General features: G+C 72.6%; 12 protein-coding genes. 1 reads left to right on the forward strand and 11 read right to left on the reverse strand.

Translation table 11 applies throughout. The features are described from left to right. Positions 1-39: 39 nt before the first annotated feature. The 11 genes from SNE206_RS18795 to SNE206_RS18845 all read right to left on the reverse strand — a co-directional run bounded on the left by SNE206_RS18795 (position 40) and on the right by SNE206_RS18845 (position 13,348). Positions 40-312 carry a hypothetical protein gene (locus SNE206_RS18795; protein ID WP_407914561.1) on the reverse strand — a complete coding sequence of 91 codons (273 nt, stop codon included), beginning with the start codon at positions 310-312 and terminating at the stop codon, positions 40-42. Between the two features lie 334 nt (positions 313-646). After that, positions 647-2,884: an FhaA domain-containing protein gene (locus tag SNE206_RS18800; protein WP_407914562.1), complete on the reverse strand. Its 2,238-nt coding sequence runs from the start codon at positions 2,882-2,884 to the stop codon at positions 647-649. Between the two features lie 837 nt (positions 2,885-3,721). Continuing rightward, positions 3,722-4,699, reverse strand: coding sequence for an aldo/keto reductase (locus SNE206_RS18805; protein ID WP_407914563.1), 978 nt, complete (start codon positions 4,697-4,699; stop codon positions 3,722-3,724). After that, a complete protein-coding gene (locus tag SNE206_RS18810) occupies positions 4,696-5,778 on the reverse strand; it encodes an endonuclease/exonuclease/phosphatase family protein (RefSeq protein WP_407914564.1) in 1,083 nt (360 codons plus the stop codon). The genes SNE206_RS18805 and SNE206_RS18810 overlap by 4 nt, the downstream gene beginning before the upstream one ends. After that, the gene (locus SNE206_RS18815) at positions 5,775-6,815 is read right to left on the reverse strand and encodes a glycosyltransferase family 2 protein (protein WP_407914565.1); all 1,041 of its coding nucleotides are present in this window, start codon (positions 6,813-6,815) and stop codon (positions 5,775-5,777) included. Before SNE206_RS18815 ends, SNE206_RS18810 begins: the two co-directional genes overlap by 4 nt. Beyond that, positions 6,815-7,858, reverse strand: a complete 1,044-nt coding sequence (locus tag SNE206_RS18820) for a glycosyltransferase family 2 protein (protein ID WP_407914566.1) — start codon at positions 7,856-7,858, stop codon at positions 6,815-6,817. Before SNE206_RS18820 ends, SNE206_RS18815 begins: the two co-directional genes overlap by 1 nt. After that, positions 7,855-8,886, reverse strand: a complete 1,032-nt coding sequence (locus tag SNE206_RS18825) for a UbiA prenyltransferase family protein (RefSeq protein WP_407914567.1) — start codon at positions 8,884-8,886, stop codon at positions 7,855-7,857. Before SNE206_RS18825 ends, SNE206_RS18820 begins: the two co-directional genes overlap by 4 nt. A 32-nt stretch (positions 8,887-8,918) precedes the next feature. After that, the gene (locus SNE206_RS18830; protein ID WP_407914568.1) at positions 8,919-9,974 is read right to left on the reverse strand and encodes an NAD-dependent epimerase/dehydratase family protein; all 1,056 of its coding nucleotides are present in this window, start codon (positions 9,972-9,974) and stop codon (positions 8,919-8,921) included. Continuing rightward, positions 9,971-11,386, reverse strand: a complete 1,416-nt coding sequence (locus SNE206_RS18835; RefSeq protein WP_407914569.1) for an aspartate aminotransferase family protein — start codon at positions 11,384-11,386, stop codon at positions 9,971-9,973. The genes SNE206_RS18830 and SNE206_RS18835 overlap by 4 nt, the downstream gene beginning before the upstream one ends. Further along, positions 11,364-12,299 (reverse strand): lysylphosphatidylglycerol synthase domain-containing protein, encoded by a 936-nt coding sequence (locus tag SNE206_RS18840; RefSeq protein WP_407914570.1) that lies wholly within the window; start codon positions 12,297-12,299, stop codon positions 11,364-11,366. The genes SNE206_RS18835 and SNE206_RS18840 overlap by 23 nt, the downstream gene beginning before the upstream one ends. Beyond that, positions 12,296-13,348 carry a glycosyltransferase family 2 protein gene (locus SNE206_RS18845; protein ID WP_407914571.1) on the reverse strand — a complete coding sequence of 351 codons (1,053 nt, stop codon included), beginning with the start codon at positions 13,346-13,348 and terminating at the stop codon, positions 12,296-12,298. Before SNE206_RS18845 ends, SNE206_RS18840 begins: the two co-directional genes overlap by 4 nt. Before the next feature lie 57 nt (positions 13,349-13,405). Here SNE206_RS18845 and SNE206_RS18850 point away from each other — a divergent pair, with 57 nt between their 5' ends. After that, positions 13,406-14,944, forward strand: a complete 1,539-nt coding sequence (locus SNE206_RS18850) for a PLP-dependent aminotransferase family protein (RefSeq protein ID WP_407914572.1) — start codon at positions 13,406-13,408, stop codon at positions 14,942-14,944.

A 14,944-nucleotide genomic window follows, 5' to 3' on the forward strand; every position in this document is an offset into this window, starting at 1 on the left:
GCCGTGGGCCCGTGTCGGCTGCCGGGGCGGGGCGGATCGTCATCCCGGTCCCGTCCGGTCGGTGTCCGGCTTCGCTGCCAGGACCGCCGTCATCGGTACGCACAGTTGGAGCCGGTCGGCCACGACGCGCGCGGCCCTGGCGATCGGTTCACCGGGGTGGGTCTGCCGGAGATGGTCCAGGAGTGCCACGGTGGCTTCGACGAGGGAGTCGTCGACCCGTACGCCGCGCACGCCCGTGGCCGGTGCCCGTGCCATGCAGTCGACGGTCGCGGCGAGTTGGTCACGGCCGCTGCGGTCCGGTGCTGTCGTCATGGGTACGATCCTGGCGGTTGCCCGCGCCCACGCCACCGGGGCTCGGCCGGTCGGACGCCGGTACCGCACCTGGACGGGGCCGGGCGGGCGCGGCAGGCGGGCGCGGCAGGCCCCCGGTGCGGGGCACGCCGGGGCACCGGTCCGGACGACGGCGCGTCGGGCGTGGCCGGGTGCGGTGCAGGCGGACGCGGTCCGGTCGGATGCGGTGCGGTCAGGTGCGGTGCGGACGGACGCGGTGCGGGCGGATCGGATGGATCTGCCCGCACCTGCGTCGTATCCGGTGTGTCGTGCAGTGCCGGTGGGCCCGGCCGGTCCTGGCTCGTGCCGGTGGCTATCAGTTCCACGCCGGTGTGGAGAAGAGGTTGGCCGGGTTGTACCCGGTGTGGGGGGCCGGGTGCCACCCGGTGGGTTCGGGCTGGGTGCGGGAGAAGTCGGCGGCGACGAGGGATGCGAGGTGGAAGAAGGAGTCGCGGGTGGAGGACTTCATCTTCGCGAGGTCGACCTCGGCGCCCGCGGCCAGGTGGTCGTCGTAGGGCACGGTCAGGACGGCGCGGCAGCGGGCGCGGAAGTGCGCGACGATGTCCTCGACCTTGACGGCCTTGCTGGGCCTGCGGGCCTCGGAGACGACGGTGATGCTGCGCTGGACGAGCTCGCCGTAGCCGTGGGCCATGAGCCAGTCGATGGTGGTGCTGGCACTGCTCGCGCCGTCGACGCTGGGGGTGGCGACGACGATGAGCTGGTCCACGAGGTCGAGGACGCCGCTCATGGTGCTGTGGAGCAGGCCGGTGCCGGAGTCGGTGAGGATGATCGGGTAATGCTGCCCGAGGCAGCCGATCACGCGGCGGTAGTCGTCGTCGCTGAAGGCCGTGGAGAAGGCCGGGTCGACGTCGTTGGCGAGGATCTCCAGGCCGGACGGCGCCTGGGAGGTGTAGCGGCGCACGGCCATGTAGTTGGTGATGTTGGGGATCTCGCCCGCCAGGTCGCGGATGGTGGCGGCGCTCTCGCGGCGGACCCGCCGGGCGAGCGTGCCGGCGTCCGGGTTCGCGTCGACCGCGATCACGCGGTCCTGGCGCTCGGAGGCAAGGGTCGCACCGAGGGCGACCGTGGTGGTGGTCTTCCCCACCCCGCCCTTGAGACTGATCACGGCGATCCTGTAGCAGTTCACCACCGGGGTGCGGATCAGGGCCGTCTTGCGCAGGCGTTCCCGTTCGGCCGCCCGCCCGCCGACCTTCAGCCAGTTCAGGCCCCGCCGGTCCTCGGGACGGGCGCGCAGCAGGTTGTCGGACGACAGCTCCGCCGTTCCGTACCCGAGTCCGCCATGGCCCGTCCGCTCCTGCTGTGCCCACGGCGCGCCGCCGTGGGCGGTGGTGGCCGGGCGTGGGTGCAGCGAGTGGGAGGTGGAGGCGTAGGGCTTGCGCTGGTTCGCGGCGTAGGAGTCGGAGGTGGGCGCCGGCCGGCTGTGGGACCGGGTTTCGGACGGCGCGGCGGGTGCGTAGGAGCCGTGGGCGGCCAGCACCTGGTCCAGCGGCCGGCCCATCGCGGCGGGGTCGTAGGTGTCTGCGGGCCGGGACGTCCGGGGGTGGTGTGCGGCGGGCTGGTGGGTTTCCGGCGTGTACCGGTCGGCCGCGGGCGCGTACGAGGGGGCTGCCGGTGCGTACGGCGGGGCCGGCGGCGCGGCGTGTGGTCGGGGGGCTGCTTGTTGGGAAGCTGCCGGCGCGGGCCGGTCCTGCGACAGGTGGTCGGAGTACGGCTCGGCCGCTGCCGGGGCGTCGGCGTGGTGGTCATGTTCCTGTGTCATGGACTGCGGTCCCTTCCAGAGAGCTGAAGATCCGTTGGTGTGGCGTGCCGGCAGGGACTGGGATCGGGGCGCGGCGTCGGGCGGTGCCGCTCCGTGCTCGGCGGCACTCTCCGCAGGCCCGGCGTCCTGGGGCGGGGCGCGGTGGTGCACGGGTTCCGGTGAGAGGCCCGCGGCCCGTCGGGCCGGCGGCGAGGACGTTCGGCGTTCGGCGGCGACCAGCATCCCGTTGTCGCTGATCGCCAGTCCCAGGGCGTGGAACTGGCGGTCGGTCAGCAGCTGTTTGGTGCCCTGGCGGCCGGTCCCCGTCGGCCCGGCCCCGGTGCGCCAGCTGCCGTGGAGCAGGTGCGCGGGGAAGTCGTGCCCCGCGCGCTGGGCGGTCTCCATGGCCTGCTGGACCTCGGGCGGCACCTCGATCCGGCTGCGGACCCGGTAGTTCCCGGTGTCGAGGTCGTCGGCGCGTTGCACCTGGATCCGCAGCGGTCCGACGAACGAGTAGCGCTGGGACCGGGCGTACTCGCGGACCTTGCCGACCAGTTCCCGGCCGAGCACACCGAGATACGAGTGGTGCAGTTCGTGGTCGGTCGGGCTGAGTTCGACGATGAACCCGTTGGGCACGACCGTGCTGTCCCGGTCCCAGATCCTGGCATTGACGTCGCACTCACGCCGTAAGGCGCCGATGATCTCCACCGGCTGCACCTGCGACTTGAAAACCCGTGCGAAAGCGCCGTTGACGAGCGATTCCAGGCGTTGCTCGATCCTGTTCAGGGGGGTCACAGGCAGTCCTCCGGAGTCGTTCACGCTGCTGTGTGGCCATATGAGCGGACATGACTACAAGGGATAGGTCCACGGCGGGAGCGGCCTCGGCGTGGCGGCGCGTGTCTCTGCCGATTCACCACATCGATCACAGAACCCCGGGGACGCCACCGGAGTGCACGGCCTGGTGCAAACGGGTCCGGGGCGCCCGGCAGGACCACGGCATCGCCGGGCGACCACTGCACGAACGATGCAGGTGGCGGCACCCACCCGGGGTGTGGAAACAGATGGGGGGAAAGCCTCCCGGCGCCACCTGCACCGGCGGGAGCGTCCCGGCCGCGGAGGGCCGGATGGAGTACGGAGCACCGGGCACGGCTCCCGGTCCGGCAGGGCCGCGGACCGGGACCGGGAGCAGGACCGGGACCGCAGCGCCGTCGAGCGCGCCGTCGACAGGATCAGGGGCCGGCGGGGCCCGGCCACCCGGTACGACAGGGCTCCTGCCGGGACGGACCCGGGACGGACCCGGGACGGACGCGGGCCGGCGGACGTCCGCGGCCGGGGCGCAGGGAACGGACGGACGGAGGAGGAGTCACGGGGTTCACCCCGGCACCGTCCGGACGGGCCGACAGGCCGACGGGGCGTGACGGGGTCGGGGGGGCGGCGCGGGGGGGGGGGGGGGGGGGGGCGGGGCGGGCCGGGGGCGCGGGGGGGGGGGGGGCGGCGGCCGGGACCCCGGCCCGGGCGGGCGGGGCCGCCGGGCCGCGGGGGGGGGCGGGGGGGGGGGCCCGGGGGGGGGGCCCGCGGGGGCCCCGGCCCTCGGCGGCACCGGTCCCGGCAGGCCGGGTGCCGCTCAGGAGGCTAACCGCGCAGAATCGCCTCCACCTGCTGGAACTCCTGCTCGGTCAGCGGCCCGAACCCGAGGGTGCCGAGGTTCTCCTCCACCTGGGCGACCGTGCGGCAGCCCGGGATGGGGATCGTGGCGGGGCTGCGGGCCAGCAGCCAGGAGAGCGCCCCCTGGGCCAGGGTGCGGCCGCCGGACGTGAGGACGTCGCGCACCGCGTCGATCCGGGCCAGCCACTCCTTGCTGCCGGCACCGTCGGTGAAGTAGGTCATCCACTCGTAGCCCTGACCGCGCACGTCCTGCGCGCCGACGGACCGTCCGTCGTGGTACTTGCCGGAGAGCAGTCCCATCGCGAGCGGACCGCGGGCGATGCTCGCCTGGTCGAGCGCCTCGCAGACCGCGATGACCTCGGCGGAGTCGCGCAGTGCGGAGTGATCGTGCTGGATCGCGGTGCAGCCCGCCCCGGCCTTGGCGAACGCCTCGGCGCGCTCGGCGTCGTCCGTGCTCCAGCCGTAGGCCCGGATCTTGCCCGCCGTGACGAGCTCGTCGAGCACGGGGACGAGGTCGAGCGCGACCGGCAGGGGCGCACCGCCCAGGTGGAACTGGTAGAGGTCGACGTAGTCGGTGCCCAGCCGGCGCAGACTGTCGTCGAGGCAGGAACGCAGGTATTCGGGGCTGGCGTCCTCGGGCCCGGCCTCGCGGGTGGTCTCGTCGAACGTGTAACCCCACTTCGTGGCGATCACGACCTCGTCGCGGTGGCCGGCGAGTGCCCGGCCGAGGACCACCTCGCTGTGGCCGGCGCCGTAGTTGCTCGCGGTGTCGAAGAAGGTGGCGCCGAGTTCGTGGGCCCGCCGGAGCGCGGCGACCGACTCGGTGTCGTCGGCCGTCCCCCAGCCGAACTGTTCGGTGCCGGCGTGCAACGGGCCGCCGATCGCCCAGCAGCCCACTCCCACCGCGCTCACCTCGATGCCGCTGCGACCGAGTGTGCGTGTCATGTCGTGCTTCCCTTCGCTGTGCTGATCCAGAGTTCCTGGGCATCGTGGTCGGAGAGACCCCGGCTGTCCCGGAACCGGTACTGGGCGATGTGCATCGCCGGGTCGTGGTACGTGAAGTCCAGCCGCCACAGTCCCAGACTGCGGGCGTCCCAGGAGGTCGGGTAGAGCTCGCCGTCGGTGGGCTGGCCGCGCAGCAGGATCCTGTCGAGATGGGAGAGTTCACCCATCGCGGGGGTGGTGTTGAAGTCCCCGGCCACCAGTCGCGGCGCCGGGTTGCCGGCCAGGTCGTCCGTGAGCGCGGCCCAGGCGGCGGAGCGCCGTTTGGCCTGGGTCCGCACGGCCCCGAGGAACGCCGGGGTGAACACGCCGGACGAGGTGTCGAGTTGCACCGGGATGTGGGCGTTGTACAGGGAGACGACCTGGTCCCCGGCCCGGATGTCCGTCCGGAGCGTCTTGGCGCGCCAGAACTCGGGGAAGTCCGAACCGGCCGGTGTCGATGCGTACCAGCGGGTGTTGTCCAGGGCCCTGCTGGCCGTGATCGGCAGCCGGGAGAGCGTCAGCAGTTCCCCGTCCGTCGCGATCGTGTAGCCGGGGAACTCGGCGTGCAGCCGGGCGGTGTCGTCGAGGCGTACCGGTGTGTCGTCGTTCCAGTTCAGGTACTCCTGGAGCAGGTAGACGTCGGCGTCGAACGCGTGCAGGTAGGCGTAGAACGCGCCGGGGTCCTCGTCCTGGTCCCAGTACTGGGTGTTCCAGGCGACGACGTGCAGCGCCCCGGCCGGCACGGGTGCCGGATTCCGGCCGAAGGCGTCGAGGTTCAGTCCGGACTGCCCGGCGCCCAGGGCGAGGGACGCCACGCCCGCGGCGACGGGAGCCCATCGCCGCGGGTTGCGGTGCGCCCCCACCACGCCGAGGACGGCCGGGACGCCGAGCAGCACCGGCACCGCCACCAGCAGCAGCGGCGGGGCCAGGTCGGGCAGCAGCATCGGCCACCAGCGCCCGGACAGGACGGTGTGCAGGACGACGCAGGCGAGCCAGACGAAGGAGAGGACCGCCCCGACCCGCACCGCACGCCTTCTCATCCGACGGCCTCCGGCACGGGCGCGTCGTAGAGGCGGCGGAACCGCGGGGAACCCAGCCAGTGTGCGGCGCCGGCGAGCGCTCCCGCCGCGATGGTCACGTTGACCACCCAGTGCACGGCCGTGAAGTAGGCCGCGAAGATCCATCCGCGTCGCTGTGCCACGAAGCGGTACATCCCCGCGTCGGTGCCCAGCGACACACCCAGCGCCAGCACGACGGCGATCAGCGCGTATCCGCTGAGGAGGGCCACGGGCAGGAGTGCCAGCGAGGCCAGCGCGGCCAGGCTGCCGCCCGCCCGCGACGAGGTCTCGAAGCCCCGCGCGAACTTCCGGCGGCCGACGTACAGCGGCACCCGCGCGTGCGCGCGCCGGAAGAGCTTGCGCAGCAGCGGGACGAGTACGGCGTCGTGGTCGTGCCGCGACCGGATCAGCGGTGTGAGCAGCAGCCGGTGACGCTGGGTCAGGCGGTTGCCGTAGTCGACCTCCTCGGTGTGGCGCAGCCGCTCGTTGAACGGCCCGACCTCGTCGAGGACGGTGCGGCGGATCGCGCACGAGGCCGGGAAGAGGAAGGAGATGAACCCGGCCGAGCTGGCCGACCAGTAGTGGTACTGGAGTCCGCGGTACTCCTCGACCAGGCTGTCGCGGATCAGCGGTTCGGGGTCGTGGATGCCGCACACGCCGCCGAGTCCGGGGTCGTCCTGGAGGAGGCGTACGGCGTGGGCGACCGCATCGGGTGCGAGGGCGACGTCGGAGTCGACGAAGAAGCAGATCTCGCCGTTGGAGCGGGCGATGCCGAGGTTGCGGGCGCCCGCCACGCCGAGGTTGCGGGGGGTGTGGAGCACGGTGACGCCGAGCGAGCGGGCGATCTCCACGGAGTTGTCGGTGCTGCCGTCGTCGACCACGATCAGTTCGATCCGGTCGTAGGTCTGGTCGAGGATCGCGCGCAGGCACAGCCCGAGCGAGGCCGCGTAGTTGTAGTTCGGCACGATGACCGAGACGAGCGGCCGGTCCGCGGTGCCGGTGTTCAGCGGGTCGCTCATCACGCGCTCCTCGGGGTTGCGGCGAGCGGGGCGTCGTACGTCTGCCGGAAGTGCGCCGACAGTGCCCACTGCCCCAGGCCGGCGAAGACGGCGAGGGCGACCGTGACGTTCACCAGGAACCACACGGCGGTGAAGTACAGCCCGAACCAGAGGCCCTTGTGCCGTACCACCAGCCTGTACATCCCGGCGTCGAAGACGACCGAGACGACGAGGAGGAGCACGGGGAGCGCGATGGCCAGGGGGCCGGCCAGGACCGCCAGGGGTGCGGTGAGCACGGCGGCCAGCGCGGCCAGGGTGGCCCAGCCGCGCAGGCCGTTGGTCGGGCCGCCGGAGAAGTCGGGCCGTCGCAGGTAGAGCGGTATGTGCATGCGGGCCCGGTGGAACATCTTGGTGAGCAGCACGCGCAGCGTGTCGTCGTGGTCGTGGCGGCCGTGGACCGTCTCGCTCAGCACGATCCGGTAGCGGCTGGACAGCCGGTGCCCGTAGTCGGCGTTCTCGCTGTGGCGCAGGGCGGGGTCGAACGGCCCGACCTCGGCCCAGACGTCCTTGCGTACCGCGAAGAGGGCGGTGTAGACGGTCGAGATGTCGCCCTGTCCGCCGTGGATCCAGGCGTAGAGCTGGAGGCTGCGCACCTCCTCGACGAGGCTGTCGCGGATGAGCGGTTCGGCGTCGTAGGTGCCGCAGACCCCGCCGACGGCCGGGTCGCCGGAGAGGAGTCCGACCGCGTTGGCGACCGCGTCCGGTGCGAGCGCGACATCCGAGTCGAGGAAGAACAGCACCTCCCCGCGGGCTCCCTGGGCACCGAGGTTGCGTGCCGCGGGCGCGCCGATGTTGGTCGGGGTGACGGTGACGTCGGCGCCGTACTCGTGGGCGATCTGCACCGAGTCGTCGGTGCTGCGGTCGTCGACCACGATCAGCTCGATGTTCGGGTAGCTCTGCGCGCGCACCGATTCGAGGCACAGGCGCAGCGTACGGGCGTAGTTGTAGTTGGGGATGATCACCGACACCAGAGGTGGCGTGATCGGGTCGGTTTTCGTCGTCATGTCAGACTCGTGGCGGTCGAGGCGGGCAGGGAGTGGTGGGCGGCGTAGAGCGCCGTCAGGAAGGCGAGCGCGAAGGCTGCCATGCAGATGAGCAGCGTGCGGTCGCGCAGGAGTATCCGGACCGGGTCGGCCCCGCCGCGCTCGACGACGAGGACCTGCAGGTAGCGGAAGAGGCCGAACAGGGTGAAGGGCGCGGAGATGAGGACCGCGTGGGTGGAGAACTGGCCCAGCGGGGCGTCGTGCCAGAGGTACAGCAGGGTGGACAGGATCGTGACGACCATGCAGATGACGAGCATCTGGTCGATGAGTTGTGCGGTGTAGCCGCGCAGGGCGGGCCGGCTCTCCCGGCCGTCGGTGATCAGTTCGTGGCGGCGCTTGCCGAGGACCAGGACGAGGCAGACGGCGAGGACGGCGGTCAGCAGCCACTGCGAGGGGTTCTCGCCGACGGCGAGGTAGCCGGCGGCCAGGCGTAACTGGAAGCCGATGGCGACGATGAACGCGTCGACGAGCGGTACGTGCTTGAGGCCGGCGCTGTACCCGATGTTGAGCCCGAGGTAGGCCACGACCGGCCACCAGCGGGTGGGCGGGCTCGTCGCGAGGAGGATGGTGAGGACACCGAGGCAGACGGCGAGCAGTGCGATCGCGGTGGGCATGCCGACCCGCCCGGAGGCGAGCGGACGGTGGCGCTTGACCGGGTGTCTGCGGTCGTTGTCGCGGTCCGCGACGTCGTTGCCGATGTACACGGCGCCCGACGCGATCACGAACACGACGGTGATCCACAGCAGTTGCCAGGCCGCGTGCACCGTCCACACACTCGCCGTGGCGCCGACCAGTGCCATGCTGTAGACGTTCTTGGCCCACTGGCCGGGGCGCAGCAGCGCGATGACGTCGCGGGGGTGGGGGCTGCGGGACGAGGTGTCCGGCTCGGACGGGGGCGGGGGAAGCTCGGACCGGGCCGGGGGCGGCACGGGCAGGGGTGACGGTGCGGGGGGACTGGTGGATGCGCTGACCAGTGGGTTGGGTATCACGACGAACCTCCTCGGGGAAAGGTCGAACGCGTTCAGAAGAAGACCTTCGCGGCGGCGAGCACGCCCTGCCGCCACGGTTGCTGGCTGGTGTTGCCGCTGGTGGCCGACTTCGTGTCCGTGCCGCGCCACCACTCGTAGGACCGCAGCAGCGCATCCGTCGTGGAGTGGCGGGGGCTGAAGCCGAGCCCGGTGGCGGCGCGTTCGACGCTGACGTAGGAGTCGCCGCGCAGTTTGTGGAGCAGGCGTCCGTAGACGGGGGACAGGCCGGCGCGCTGGAGTGCGCCCAGCAGGGCGACGGCCGGTGCGGCGGGGACGGAGACGACACGGCGGCCGTGCCCGGCGGCGTCCAGGATCGCCTGGAACTGCTCGCGGACGGTGCCGAATTGCGTGGCGGCGAGGTTGTAGGTGTCGTTGGCGGCTTCGGGTTCGGCGTGGACGGCCGCGAGGACGCCGTCCACGAGGTCCTCGACGGCGAGCATCTGCGTGAGGACGTTGCCGCTGCCCAGCACGGGGAAGTTGCGGCCCTCCTCGGCCCATTCGAAGAGCATGGCGAACAGGCCCATGCGGCCCGGTCCGAGGAAGGTCTTGGGTCGCAGGATGCTGACGCAGTGCCCCTTGGCCCGGAACTCCTCGGCGACGACCTCGGCGTCCGCCTTGGCGTGGCTGTAGTCGTCGGTGGGTTCGCGCGGGTACTCCTCCGTGGTCGGCACGACCGACGGCAGTCCGTAGACGGCGGTCGAGCTGACGTGCACGATCCGCTCGGTGCCGAGGGCGGCCGCCGCCTCGAACACCCCCCGGGCGCCGTCCACGATGATCGAGCGGATCTGCTCCCGCGGGTAGCTGGGCAGCGCCGCCGCGGTGTGGATCACGACGTCGGGCTTGGTCCTGCCCAGCGCGGCACCGATGGCGGCTTCGTCCCTGATGTCGGCGACGCTCCACTCCAGGCGCTCGTGCGGGTCGGAGCCGTACTCCCGGATGTCGAGGCCGTGCACGTGGTGGCCGTCGGCCAGCAGCCGGGCCGTGAGGTGGCTGCCCAGCATGCCGGCGGCGCCGGTGACGGCGATGGTGCGGGGGGATCCGCCGTTCACCACAGGGTGCTCACCTTCTCCGCCAGCAGACGGGTGACCAGCTTGGTCAGGCCCTGCGCGAGGACGGCGTCCAGCGCGGCCAGCGCGTGCTCGACGTCCTCGGAGGAGGCCACCAGGGGTGGTCCGAAGACCAGGGGGTTGAGCCCGTTGAGGGTGTAGTACGCGTAGACGTCGTGGTCCCGGTAGAGGGCGTTGACCACGGCGGAGGTGACCAGCTTCGCCCGGAAGCGGGGGTCCTTGGCGAGGCCGCCGGGGGCCATGCGGGCGATCAGGTCGAGCACCTTGGGGCCGCCGTCGATGAAGATCCCCCACAGCGCGCCGGCGCCGGCGACCTCGCGGATCGCCTGCGGGTACTGGGCGGCGATGCGGCGCAGCCCCGGCTCCAGCTGGGCCTCGATCGCCCGGGCGCGGGCCGGGAAGTCGTCCTCGACGGCCACGTTGATGGCCTCGATCGCCGTGGCGCACTCCTCGCCGAAGCCGTAGTACGTCGTGGACGTCGACTGCAGCAGCGCGTCGTGCATGTTGTCGTACGCCTTGCGGAAGATCGGATCCCTGGCCACGTACGCGGACACCGAACTCTTGCCGCCGCCGAACGACTTGGAGGTCGTCAGCACGTCGGGGACGAGCCCGTCGTAGCGCATGAAGTAGAACAGGGATCCGGTCTTGCCCCAGCCCGTGTAGATCTCGTCGAAGATCAGCACGATGTCGTGACGGGTGCACAACTCGCGCACCCCGCGCAGGAACTCCTCCGAGCACCAGCGCAGGGTCGAGGCGCTGAACGGCTCGATGAGCAGCGCGTACACGTCGCCCTTGTGCCGCTCGACGAGTGCGGCGACGCTGTCGAGGTCGTCGTAGACGAAGGTGTCGATGCCGGGGATGGTCGGGAACTCGAAGTGGTTCTGCGCGCCCGCGGTGAGCCCGCCGGAGCCGAGGAGCTTGCCGTGGAAGCTGATGTCGGCCCGCAGCACCGTCTTCCGCTTGCCCCCGTGGTACTTGAAGGCCAGCTTGACCGCGCCCTCGACGGCCTCGGCGCCGGAGTTCGGCAGGAACGACATGTTGAGGTCGCCGGGCAGGACCGTCGCCAGGTTGTGGCTGAGCGCCGCCAGGTAGGGCGAGAAGTACGTCTTGTGCACCTCCATGCGCTGCTGCTCGGCGAAGCGCTGCCGTGCGGCGAGGATGCGCGGGTGGTTGTGCCCGTGGCTGAGTACCCCGACGCCTCCGGTGAAGTCCAGGATCCGGCGGCCGTCACGCTGGTAGATGTGGGCGCCCTCGGCCCGTTCGACGAGCTCCCGGCCGAAGCCGAACGAGGTCATCAGGCCGACCTGGCTCTTGTTGACGTAGCGCCGGTACAGGCGGTGGACCTCGCCGACGTCCAGTGCCTCCGCATCCTCAATGGACATCAATGTCGACATGCGATACCTCGATTCTGGTGCGGACGATGTCGCCGAAGCAGACGACCAGGGCGGTCGCCACCTCGGTGACCAGACAGATCAGGCGACTGGCGAGCACGGCGACGCCGATGGCGGTGGCGGGCAGCACGGGTGCGAGGACCAGGGCGAGCAGCACCTCTCGCACCCCGGCGCCGTCGGGGACGAACACCGCGTAGGAGCCGACCACCATCGCGAGGGCGAAACCGCCGACCGCTGCGGGCAGGGCGCGCAGCGGGTCGGCACCCAGCACCACCGCCAGCAGCCACAGGTGCAGCCCCGAGACCGCCCAGCAGACGAGTTGCACGGTCACCGCCGTACGCAGCCGCCGGTCGACGTCCGTGGGGATGGTCAACGGCCGCCGGACCAGCCGGGACGCCCAGACCATCGGCGCGGCGATCCACCGCGGCCAGGCCAGCCCCGCCACGAGCACGCTGGCCGGCAGGGCCAGCCATCCGGCGCCCACACCCAGACTCGGCGCGATCAGCGTGGCGACGACGAGGCCGGTCACGGTCACCACGGCGAGGCTCAGGCCGAAGGTGGCGGTCATCGCGGCCGGTCGCACGCCCACGCTGTCGGCCAGGCGCATCTGGGCGAGCAGGGTCCACACCCGGCCGGGGATGTACTTGCCGAGGAAACTGACGAAGTACAGCCGGCTCGCCGGCCGGGCCGGCACCGGCCCGGCCAGCCCGGTCAGCAGCTCGCGCCAGGCCACCATGCCCAGGCCGATGCCGGCCACGTTGACCAGCAGGGCGGCGACCAGCCAGGGCATCGCGTGCGGGGTCAGCAGTTCGCGGGCCCCGCTCCACTGCGCCCCGTGCAACGCGAAGGCGATGCCGGCCGCGGCACAGACCCCGTAGCCGACGGCGAGGCAGCGCCGCAGTGCACGCTTGCTCATCGCGGCACCGCGGCCTTCGGCCGCCGCGGCGTGCCCGGGCGGCGCCCCCGCCCGACCGGCAGCGCACCCGTCACCGCACCGGCGACCAGGACGGTCAGCACGGCCGCCTGGGCGACGAGGAAGTACCCCAGGTACGGCCAGCCGCGCTCACGGCGGACGAAGGCCAGCAGCCCGGGATCGGCCAGCAGCGCGCAGAGGAGCGCGGCCGCGGCCACCGCCCCGAACACCGGCCACCCGCCGGTGACCAACGCCGCGAGGGGCATGAGGGCCAGCGCGCCCAGGGCCGCCGCGGTGGCCGCCACGGCGACCGGCCGCTGACCGGTCAGCGTCGGCGCCTCCGCCTCGGGCGGCTCCGCCCGGCCCGGGCGGCGCTCGGCCCGCGCCATCGGCACCAGCAACCGGCTGCGCCGGAACTGCTCCCCCAGCACGGCGCGCCACCGGTCCGCGTCGTCGTGGCGGCCGGCGACCCCGTCGGTCAGCCGGATCGCGCACAGCGGCCGCAGCCGGATGCTCAACTCGACGTCCTCACCGTCACGCAGGGTCTCGTCGAAGCCACCCGCCCGCTCCAGGACCTCGCGGCGGATCGCCCCCAGGGCGAACAGGGCCGTGCCGACCCGTCCCACGCTGCGCCGGCGCCAGTAGTGATTGCTGAGGATCTTGTAGTGCTCCAGCGGCCCGTCGTCGATCAGCGGCGTGGTCTCGTAGATGCCGTGGACGCAGCCGACCTCCGGCTCGGCGTCGAGGACCGCGAGGGCCTCCGCGAGCGCGTCCGGTGCCAGCGCCACGTCGGCGTCCACGTAGAACAGCACCGCTCCCGTGGTCTCCGCCGCGCCGCGGTTGCGGGCCGCCGAGACCCCCCGGTTGTGGGGCTGATCGATCACCCGTACCCCAGCTGCCGCGGCAACAGCCTTACTGGTGTCCGTACTTGCGTCGTCGACGACGACGACCTCACCGGGCGTGACCGTCTGTGCGGCGATGGCCGCGAGACAGGCGGGCAGCGTGCGAGCGGCGTTGAAGCACGGTACGACCACCGAGACCGTCGGCGGCATGGTTCCTCCCCTCCATGGCGGGGGTGAGGCTTGCCCGGGTCGCTATCCTCACTCCCCATGGGAGCGCTTCCACAGCAGACTCGTTCGTTCGCGGTGACCCCCGTGGCACCGGATCTTTTATATCCACCGCGTTCGCAGCCCCCCCGGTCCAATCACCGGCCAAACGAACGATCCAATCTGGCGTGGGACGTCTTTCTCGACCTCGACGCCCAGCCGCACGGCAGCCTCCGGGAACGGCTCACGGCAGCACTGCGCGCCGCGATCCGCGCCGGACGGCTCGCCCCCGGAGCCGTCCTGCCTCCCAGCCGCAACCTCGCCGTCGAACTGCGCTGCTCGCGCTGGGCGGTCACCGAGGCCTACAACCAACTGGTCGTCGAGGGACACCTGGAGGCGCGGCAGGGGTCCGCGACCCGGGTCTGCGCCCCCGCCCCGCAGACCACCGAGTCCAGCACCCCGGCGCCCGCCCCGGTCCGCTACGACCTGACCCCGGGCCGGCCCGACCTGCGCGCCTTCCCGAACCGGCGCTGGCTCGAAGCCCTTCGCAGCACCATGGTGACCGGTGCGCTCACCGATCTCGCGTACCCCCAGATCGGGGGCAACCCCACCCTGCGCGAACTGATCGCCGACTACCTGCGCCGAAGCCGCGGCGCCCACGCCGGAGCGGCCGACGTGGTGATCACCAACGGTGTGACCGGCGGTGTGGCCCACGCCTGCTGGGCCCTGCGCAACTCCGGCGTCACCGCCCTGGCGGTCGAGGACCCCGGCCGGCCGCAGCTGCGGAAGGTCGCGGCCGCACAGGGGCTGGAGGTGGTCGGCATCCCCGTCGACGACGAGGGGCTCCGGGTGGATCACCTCGCCCGGCATCCGGGTCTGCGCGCCGTCCTCGTCACCCCGGCCCACCAACTCCCCACCGGGGCGGCCATGTCGTCCGCCCGCCGGGCCGCGCTGCTGTCCTGGGCGCACGCGGCGGACGGCATCGTGCTGGAGGACGACTCCTACGCACCCTTCCGCTACGGCGGGCGCCCCGCCCGTACGCTGCAGAGCCTCGATCCCGACCGGGTCCTGCTGTTCGGCTCGACCAGCACCACCCTCGCCCCCGCCATCGGGATCGGCTGGCTCCTCTGCCCGCGCGCGTGGGCCACGCAGTTCACCGCCGCCTGCTTCCCCCCGCCGTCCGGGCTGATCCAGGCGACGCTGGCCCGCTTCCTGGAGACGGGCGCGTACGACCGGCACCTGCTCACCACCCGCAACCGCTACCGGGTCCGCCGCACCGAACTCGTCCGGCACCTCGCCGCGTCCCTGCCCGAAGCCCGGATCGGCGGGGCCGACGCCGGCCTGCACCTGGTCGCCCACCTGCCGGCGCGCATCAAGTCGGCGGAGGTCGTCCGCAGCCTCAGCCGCGACGGCGTCAGGATCTCCGACCTGGACACCTACCGCACCTGGCCCGACCCGCAAGCGCCCGGCCTGGTCATCGGCTACGGCAACCTGCCCGACGCGGCCGTGGAGGGTGCGGTCGAGCGGATCGCCGCGGTGGTGCGCATTGGTCTGCCGATCCGGCACCGAATTGGTCTGCCGACCGAGCGGCCCCGCACGTAG

Source organism: Kitasatospora sp. NE20-6 (assembly GCF_045862635.1).

Coding starts and splice junctions, on each gene's coding strand:
- SNE206_RS18850 (WP_407914572.1), top strand. CDS start 13,406: ATGGGAGCGCTTCCACAGCAGACTCGTTCGTTCGCGGTGACCCCCGTG.
- SNE206_RS18835 (WP_407914569.1), bottom strand. CDS start 11,386: ATGTCGACATTGATGTCCATTGAGGATGCGGAGGCACTGGACGTCGGC.
- SNE206_RS18795 (WP_407914561.1), bottom strand. CDS start 312: ATGACGACAGCACCGGACCGCAGCGGCCGTGACCAACTCGCCGCGACC.
- SNE206_RS18810 (WP_407914564.1), bottom strand. CDS start 5,778: ATGAGAAGGCGTGCGGTGCGGGTCGGGGCGGTCCTCTCCTTCGTCTGG.
- SNE206_RS18815 (WP_407914565.1), bottom strand. CDS start 6,815: ATGAGCGACCCGCTGAACACCGGCACCGCGGACCGGCCGCTCGTCTCG.
- SNE206_RS18845 (WP_407914571.1), bottom strand. CDS start 13,348: ATGCCGCCGACGGTCTCGGTGGTCGTACCGTGCTTCAACGCCGCTCGC.
- SNE206_RS18820 (WP_407914566.1), bottom strand. CDS start 7,858: ATGACGACGAAAACCGACCCGATCACGCCACCTCTGGTGTCGGTGATC.
- SNE206_RS18805 (WP_407914563.1), bottom strand. CDS start 4,699: ATGACACGCACACTCGGTCGCAGCGGCATCGAGGTGAGCGCGGTGGGA.
- SNE206_RS18840 (WP_407914570.1), bottom strand. CDS start 12,299: ATGAGCAAGCGTGCACTGCGGCGCTGCCTCGCCGTCGGCTACGGGGTC.